We start from the raw sequence: 6,548 nt of genomic DNA on the forward strand, positions 1-6,548 counted from the left end.
AGCGGCATGATCAACCCGGTGATACGCCACAAAAGACTTGTCAGCGCGGCGGATATTGGCGACCTACGCAGCAATCCGGTCGATGGCGTCGCCCGGTGGATTCGCTTGATTTCGTCCTGAACGCCGGGACCTTTCTGCAAAGGAGGGTCATTCATGACCACACGTCCGGAAATGTATCGTTTTCACAACGGCGAAAAGGCCGTGCTTCCGTTTGAAACCGGGGAATACCAATCCCGGATCACAGAGTTGCGTGAACGCATGGATGCCACCGGGGCCAGCGCCGCCGTGTTCACCTCGATGCACAACATCGCCTATTATTCGGGATTCCTCTACTGCGCCTTTGGCCGCCCATATGGCCTGGTGGTGACCGAGCAGGACTGTGTGACCATCAGCGCCGGGATCGACGCCGGGCAGCCCTGGCGGCGCAGCTTCTGTGACAACATCACCTATACCGACTGGCAACGCGACAATTTCTGGCGTGCGGTGGCGTCGGTGACGGGCACCGGCAAGGTCATCGGCTATGAGGGCGATCACCTGACCCTGATGCAGCGCGACAAGCTCGAGGATTTCCTGCAACCGCTGACGATGGTCGATCTCTTTGAAACCACCATGCGCCAACGCATGCACAAGAGCGAGGCCGAAATCGCGCTGATCCGGCAGGGGGCACAGGTTGCCGATATCGGCGGCTATGCCATTCGCGATGCGATCCGTGCGGGCGTTCGCGAAATCGACGTGGCCATGGCCGGGCGAGACGCGATGGAAGCCGAAATCGCCCGGCGGTTCCCCGATGCCGAATACCGCGACACCTGGGTGTGGTTCCAGTCAGGGCTGAACACCGACGGCGCACACAACCCGGTAACGGGCCGGACACTGAAACGCGGCGATATCCTGAGCCTCAACGCGTTTCCGATGATCTCCGGCTATTATACCGCGCTGGAGCGGACGATGTTCGTGCAAGAGGTCGATGCCGCCGGTCTGGAATACTGGCAGGCAAACATCGCCGCGCATGAATACGGCATGTCGCTGTTGCAACCGGGGGCCCGCTGTTCGGAGATTACCCAGAAGATCAACGCCTTCTTGCAAGACCGCGACCTGCTGCAATATCGCACCTTCGGCTACGGTCACTCGTTTGGCGTTCTGAGCCACTATTACGGACGCGAAGCGGGACTTGAACTGCGCGAGGATATCGACACCGTTCTGGAACCGGGCATGGTGATTTCGATGGAACCCATGCTGACGATCCCGCAAGGCGCTCCGGGCGCGGGCGGCTATCGCGAACATGATATCCTCGTCATGACCGATGATGGAAACGACAATATCACCGGTTATCCCTATGGTCCGGACTTCAACGTCGTCGGCTAAGCGCGGCTGGAAAAGACGGGGGTGACATCCGCGTGCCGGGTGTCACCCCCGACACTACGCGGACGGATCGGTTTGCCGATTTGTGCATTGGTTGCTTTTCTTTCCCCGCGTGATTTGCAAAGGTTTTTCCAGATTGACGCTGGCCCGTGTCGGGGCCGCTGAATAATGGTTGCCGCAAGGTTCAGGACAGGAGACCGCAATGGCCGATTTCGACGAAATGGTACGCCAGTCGCAGGCGCAAGTGGCCAAGGGACAATCCGAGATCAAGGCCATGACCAGCCGGATCGAAGCCGCCCGCGCGAAAATCGAGGCCGGCGAGGATGCCAGCATCGACATCGAAAACGCCACGCTGGACGATGTGCATGCCCATACAGATGTGATGAACGCCAATATCGCGGAACTGATCATGGGTCTTGATGACGTCACCAGCGCGTTCTCCAAGGATTTCGACGAGATGCGCTCGAAAACCGGGTGGGAGAGTTTTGTCGGCATCTTCAGCCGCGCGAAATCGGAATCGATGCGGCAAGAGCGGATGCGGATGGCCAATATCGATGACAAGCTGCAGGATCTGATCGGCAAGTCGGACGTGATCGTCAAGCTGCTCGAAGGGCAGCTTGAGGTTCTGAACGATCAGAAGGACAAGGTCGAAACCAACCTCGCCCGCACGCTGGACGAACGCGAGAGCACGGTTGGCGAACTCGAGTCGGTGCGGGCCGAGATCCTGGGTATGGACCCCAAGATCATCGAGCTGGAGAACAAGATCAGCGTCGAGCAGGACGCCGCAGCGCGCACCAAGCTCGAGACACAGCTCGCCGAACTGAACGCCAAGTACAATGCGCTGGTGCAGGACGAACAGGTCAAACTGGCCAAGTCGCAGACTCTCGAACGCTATATCGAAAAAGGCAAATCCTGGGTAGACAGCTTGCAAAATCAGGCCGCCACGCAGATGGTTCTGATCAACAAGCTGCAAACCGACACGGCACAGCGCGTCGTTCTTTACGATGCGTTGACCAAATCGTTGAAAACCGCGCAGCAGCAGGACGTCGCACACCGGATCAACGAGATCGGAGTCAAGACCGACCAGGAGGCCCAGACCGCCATGGCCGCCATCGGCACCGCCACCAATCAGAAAATGGCCGACATGCTCGAGGCGCACGAGGATCACATGGTGTTTGCGCGTGACGTGCTCGAGAAAAAGGCCAAGGCCGATGAACGCTTTGCCCGCCGGTTCGCGGCGATCGTCGAGAAACACGACAAGAATTTGTATGGGGGCTGATGGTGATGCCCGGGCTGGAACCGTTCGGAACGCCTCTCGCGGAATATGTCGATTTAGGGGATCGGCCTCATGTCCGGTCAGCGCACGTCGAAACGGCATCGCGCCGCCCACATGAACGTCTGCACGGGCCTGTCTCCTTGCCCTGCGGGCAAGGCCTGAAACAGGGCAAGCAATGACGCACGAAGGCGATGGCAGCACGGATATCAAGGTCGACCATGACCATGTCGGCCTAACGGAGCTGTTCGCGAGCCGCCGCTATTTCCGCAAGTTCGAGGCCATCATCGGGCACCTGACCCGTGTGGCCGCAACGATGGAAACCGAGGGCACGCTGCGCAAGACCGAGGTGCGGCTGCTCACCCGCTACATGATGTCTTTGACCTTCACGTTCCGGGCGCTGTCGATGAAATACCTTCTGGTCGGGCGCGATACCGGGCGGTTTTTCGGCTCGCTCACCATCGACTCGCACGAAAGCGGTTTTCCCGTCGCTACCGAATTGATGACAATGGCCAATGATGCGCAGCAGGCGGCCAAACATCTGGCCAACCTGCCATCCGAGTCCGCCCTCAAGGACGAAATGGTTCGGGTGATCGTAAGTGACCGCGAGATCCCGACCAAGCTACAATTCGCCCTGTCCCAGCGGCTCTATTATCAGGAACTGCTGCGAGGCGAGCTGTTCTGGGTTCAGAACGATCCCGATTGCGTCTGGCTCGGCGATGTGAGCGCCGAACGGCGAAGCTTCCTGTTGCATTGGGCCGTTTATGACAGCCAGGTGAATCTCCCCGTGGTCTATCTGATGGAGGTCGAGGACACGGGGCGCACCGCCTTGCCCAAGGACCAGCGGCGCTGGCCCGGCGTTCAGGCGCATCTGATCGCCCAGAGCCTCGGCGGCCTGAAACTTCTGACCATCGCACGCGGCTTTGACGAGGATTTCGCCGACCTGCACCCCAAGCGGTTGCGCCGGTTCCACCTTGGTCCGATGTACTCCAGCGCCTACACGACACAGTCCGGGCCACTGTCCGACGTTCTTGCCGACGCAGCGGCACCCGAAGGTCAGGATTGGGCGCTTGTCTGGACAGCGGAGAATCTGGAAAGCGAACGCGCAGTAGAAGAGCGCGCCGGCTGGTTTTCCACCGTCGAACGCCAGGTCTTTGCGCTCGATCCGTTTTCCGCACGCGGCGCCGAGACCGGAGCCACACACACCGAGCGCGCGATCATTCTGCCGCAACGCCCGTTCCAGGTCCTCGCCGAGCGCAACCCGCCGGGTTTCTCGGATGTTCGCAAATTCGTGGTCGGCGCAGGCGGACGCGTTCTCAGATATTGAGCCCCCTTCGCGATTCGAGACGTTCGGCGCTGGCGTGACCTTTCAAAGTGATCCCGTTCATTTGCTAGAGCGGCTCAGTTTTTAGTGAAACGTCTTGGTTTCCCAACTCGGGCGTGTTGTTCTTCATGATCCATACTGGTGAGGGAGGTCAGCATGGATGACGAAACCCTATTCAAATGATCTTTGCGAACGCGTTGTGGTAACGATGCAGTCTGGCGCGCGTTGCGGCAGCGTTGCCGCCCGGTTCGGTATTGCCCCATCGAACGTGGTGAGGTGGACGCAACGCGCGGCACAGACCGGGTCGTTGAGCCCGGCGCAGATGGGCGGATATCGTCGGCCAATCTTGGAACCATGCCGTGCCTGGCTGCTGGATCGGGTGGATCAGGTGCAGGCCCGTCCGCATGTCACGCTGTCTGTGTTGCAGGAGAAAATGGCGGAGCGCGGGATTGAGGTCAGCCACGATACGGTATGGCGTTTCCTGCGCGGTTGTGGGTTCAGTTTCAAAAAAGACATTGATTGCCGACGAGCGCGAATGCCCCGATGTGAAGCGCCACCAGGGCCGGATCGACCCGCGTCGCCTCGTGTTCATTGACGAAACCTGGGTGAAAACGAACAGGGTTCCGTTGCGAGGATGGGCTCCCAAATGCCAGCGCCTTCCCGGAACCGCCCCGTTCGGGCACTGGAACACGTCTACCTTCCTCACCGCCCTGCGTCATGACCGGATCGACGTCCCATGGGTGTTCGATGGCCCGGTCAATGGCGACATCTTCCGCACCTATGTCGAACGCGTGCTGGTTCCGACCCTGGGCTCGGGCGACGTGGTGGTCATGGACGACCTTGGCAGCCACAAAAGCCAGGCCGTGCGACACGCGATCCACTCAGTTGGCGCGCATCTTCTGTTCCTGCCGCCATAAAGCCCCAATCTGAACCCCATTGAACAGGCTTTCGCAAAGCTCAAACACTGGATGCGCAAAATGACATCCTGAACCGTCCCGGGTTTGCCGGAGGCTGATTGTCGTTAGTTACGCGGCCATGTCTTCAGCTTCCAGAGCTGCGTAGACGTTTGTCTCTGCCTCGGCGGGCGGGATGTTCCCGATGGGCTCGAGGAGGCGGCGATTGTTGAACCAGTCCACCGTTTCCAGCGTGGCGTATTCGACGCTCTCGAAGCTGCGTCAAGGGCCGCGGCGATGGATGAGTTCAGCCTTGAAAAGGCTATTGATAGTCTCGGCCAAGGCATTGTCATAGCTGTCGCCGACACTGCCGACCGAAGGTTCGATGCCGGCTTCGCCCAGCTTTTCGGTGTAGCGAATGGACAGATATTGCGAGCCGCGATCGCTATGATGGACCAATCCCATGGCCTTCGTCGGCCTTCGGTCATGGACTGTCTGCTCCAGTGCATCCAGCATGAAACCAGTCTGCGCCGAGGTGCTGGCGCGCCAGCCGACGATCTTGCGCGCATAGGCGTCGATGACGAAAGCAACATACACGAAGCCCTTCCAAGTGGCGACATAGGTGAAATCGCTGACCCACAACATGTTGGGCGCGGGGACGCGGAACTCGCGGTTGACCTTGTCCAGCGGGCACGGAGTTTTCTTGTCAGGGATCGTTGTCCGATGCGGTTTGCCGCGGATGATGCCTTGAATGTCCATGTCCCGCATGAGCCTCGCCACCGTGCAACGCGCGACATCGACGCCTTCCCGGACAAGCCGCCGCCAGATCTTGCGGACGCCGTAGACCTTGTAGTTCTCCTCCCAGACGCGTTCGATCTCGGGCCGCAGGGCGGCATCACTTCGACCGGCGGTCGAGCTCCGCCATCGCAAAATACGCCGACGCTTTCCGAAGTATCTCATTGGCCTGACGCAGTTCGCGGTTCTCCCGCTCCAGCGCCTTCATCCTCTCGGCAATGTCGTTGGGTATGCCTGCGCGCCTGCCACTGTCGACCTCGGCCTTTTTGACCCAGTCGTTCAGCGTGTTCGCCGAGCAGCCGATCTTCGCTACGATCGACGTGATCGCCTGCCAGCGAGATCCATGCTGACCCCCGTTGTCGAGAACCATCCGCACGGCGCGCTCGCGGACTACAGGGGAAACTTGTTCGTGGTCTTGTTCATGATGCTCCATCCTACTCAAGAGTTGGAGCCGCCGACAAACCCGGGGCGGTTCAGTGATCTGTGGAAGAGGTTTGAAAACGAAGCACAGAAGCGACGCGTCAAGATCGTTTGGGTAAAGGGGCACGCCGGTGATCCAAACAATGAACGCGCCGATAAGCTTGCCGGTCAGCAGGCTGAAGAGGCACGTCTTATGGCGGAGGCCGATCTAATACCCGACAAGTCCTGACGCGAAAGCAAAGAATAGCGGTCAGCTCTGCACTCGTATCGTATTGGCCCCTGCCCAACGACCGCTTTATTGGCTCAGCGCAAGTTGTTTCTGACCTGCAGCGAAATTCCGCTTACCGCGGATTCCGTGGAAAAACACCCGTTCGCGAGTGCAGAATATCGACGGCTGAACATGGCGTGAGCGCTTTTCCTGTCAGGCTTTTCACGGTTGCTGCGGTGCAGGAAGGATCTTGGCCAGCTTGCGGAGGTTCTGGGC

The 6,548-nt window shown here is 59.7% G+C and carries 6 protein-coding genes and 1 pseudogene; 6 read left to right on the plus strand and 1 reads right to left on the minus strand.

Annotation, left to right across the window (positions count from 1 at the left end; translation table 11 throughout):
• Positions 1–153 precede the first annotated feature (153 nt).
• The 5 genes from AB9K34_RS10255 (at position 154) to AB9K34_RS10275 (ending at position 4,873) form a co-directional block, all read left to right on the plus strand.
• A complete protein-coding gene (locus AB9K34_RS10255) occupies positions 154–1,362 on the plus strand; it encodes an aminopeptidase P family protein (protein WP_369954327.1) in 1,209 nt (402 codons plus the stop codon).
• 199 nt (positions 1,363–1,561) lie between these two features.
• Positions 1,562–2,638, plus strand: a complete 1,077-nt coding sequence (locus AB9K34_RS10260) for a hypothetical protein (RefSeq protein ID WP_369954328.1) — start codon at positions 1,562–1,564, stop codon at positions 2,636–2,638.
• A gap of 172 nt (positions 2,639–2,810) precedes the next feature.
• Positions 2,811–3,959 carry a hypothetical protein gene (locus tag AB9K34_RS10265; protein WP_369954329.1) on the plus strand — a complete coding sequence of 383 codons (1,149 nt, stop codon included), beginning with the start codon at positions 2,811–2,813 and terminating at the stop codon, positions 3,957–3,959.
• A 157-nt stretch (positions 3,960–4,116) separates the two neighbouring features.
• On the plus strand, positions 4,117–4,551 hold the full coding sequence (locus tag AB9K34_RS10270) for a hypothetical protein (protein WP_369954330.1): 435 nt from the start codon (positions 4,117–4,119) through the stop codon (positions 4,549–4,551).
• 10 nt (positions 4,552–4,561) lie between these two features.
• The gene (locus AB9K34_RS10275) at positions 4,562–4,873 is read left to right on the plus strand and encodes a transposase (protein WP_369954331.1); all 312 of its coding nucleotides are present in this window, start codon (positions 4,562–4,564) and stop codon (positions 4,871–4,873) included.
• 108 nt (positions 4,874–4,981) lie between these two features.
• Here the strand turns inward: AB9K34_RS10275 and AB9K34_RS10280 are convergent.
• A pseudogene (locus tag AB9K34_RS10280) lies at positions 4,982–6,077 on the minus strand (IS3 family transposase).
• On the opposite strand from AB9K34_RS10280, the gene AB9K34_RS10285 reads away from it, so the two are divergent.
• Positions 5,988–6,293 carry an RNase H family protein gene (locus tag AB9K34_RS10285; protein ID WP_369954332.1) on the plus strand — a complete coding sequence of 102 codons (306 nt, stop codon included), beginning with the start codon at positions 5,988–5,990 and terminating at the stop codon, positions 6,291–6,293. The pseudogene AB9K34_RS10280 and the gene AB9K34_RS10285 overlap by 90 nt on opposite strands.
• Positions 6,294–6,548 lie beyond the last annotated feature (255 nt).

The organism is Sedimentitalea sp. XS_ASV28 (genome assembly GCF_041224545.1).
Lineage (GTDB): Bacteria > Pseudomonadota > Alphaproteobacteria > Rhodobacterales > Rhodobacteraceae > Sedimentitalea.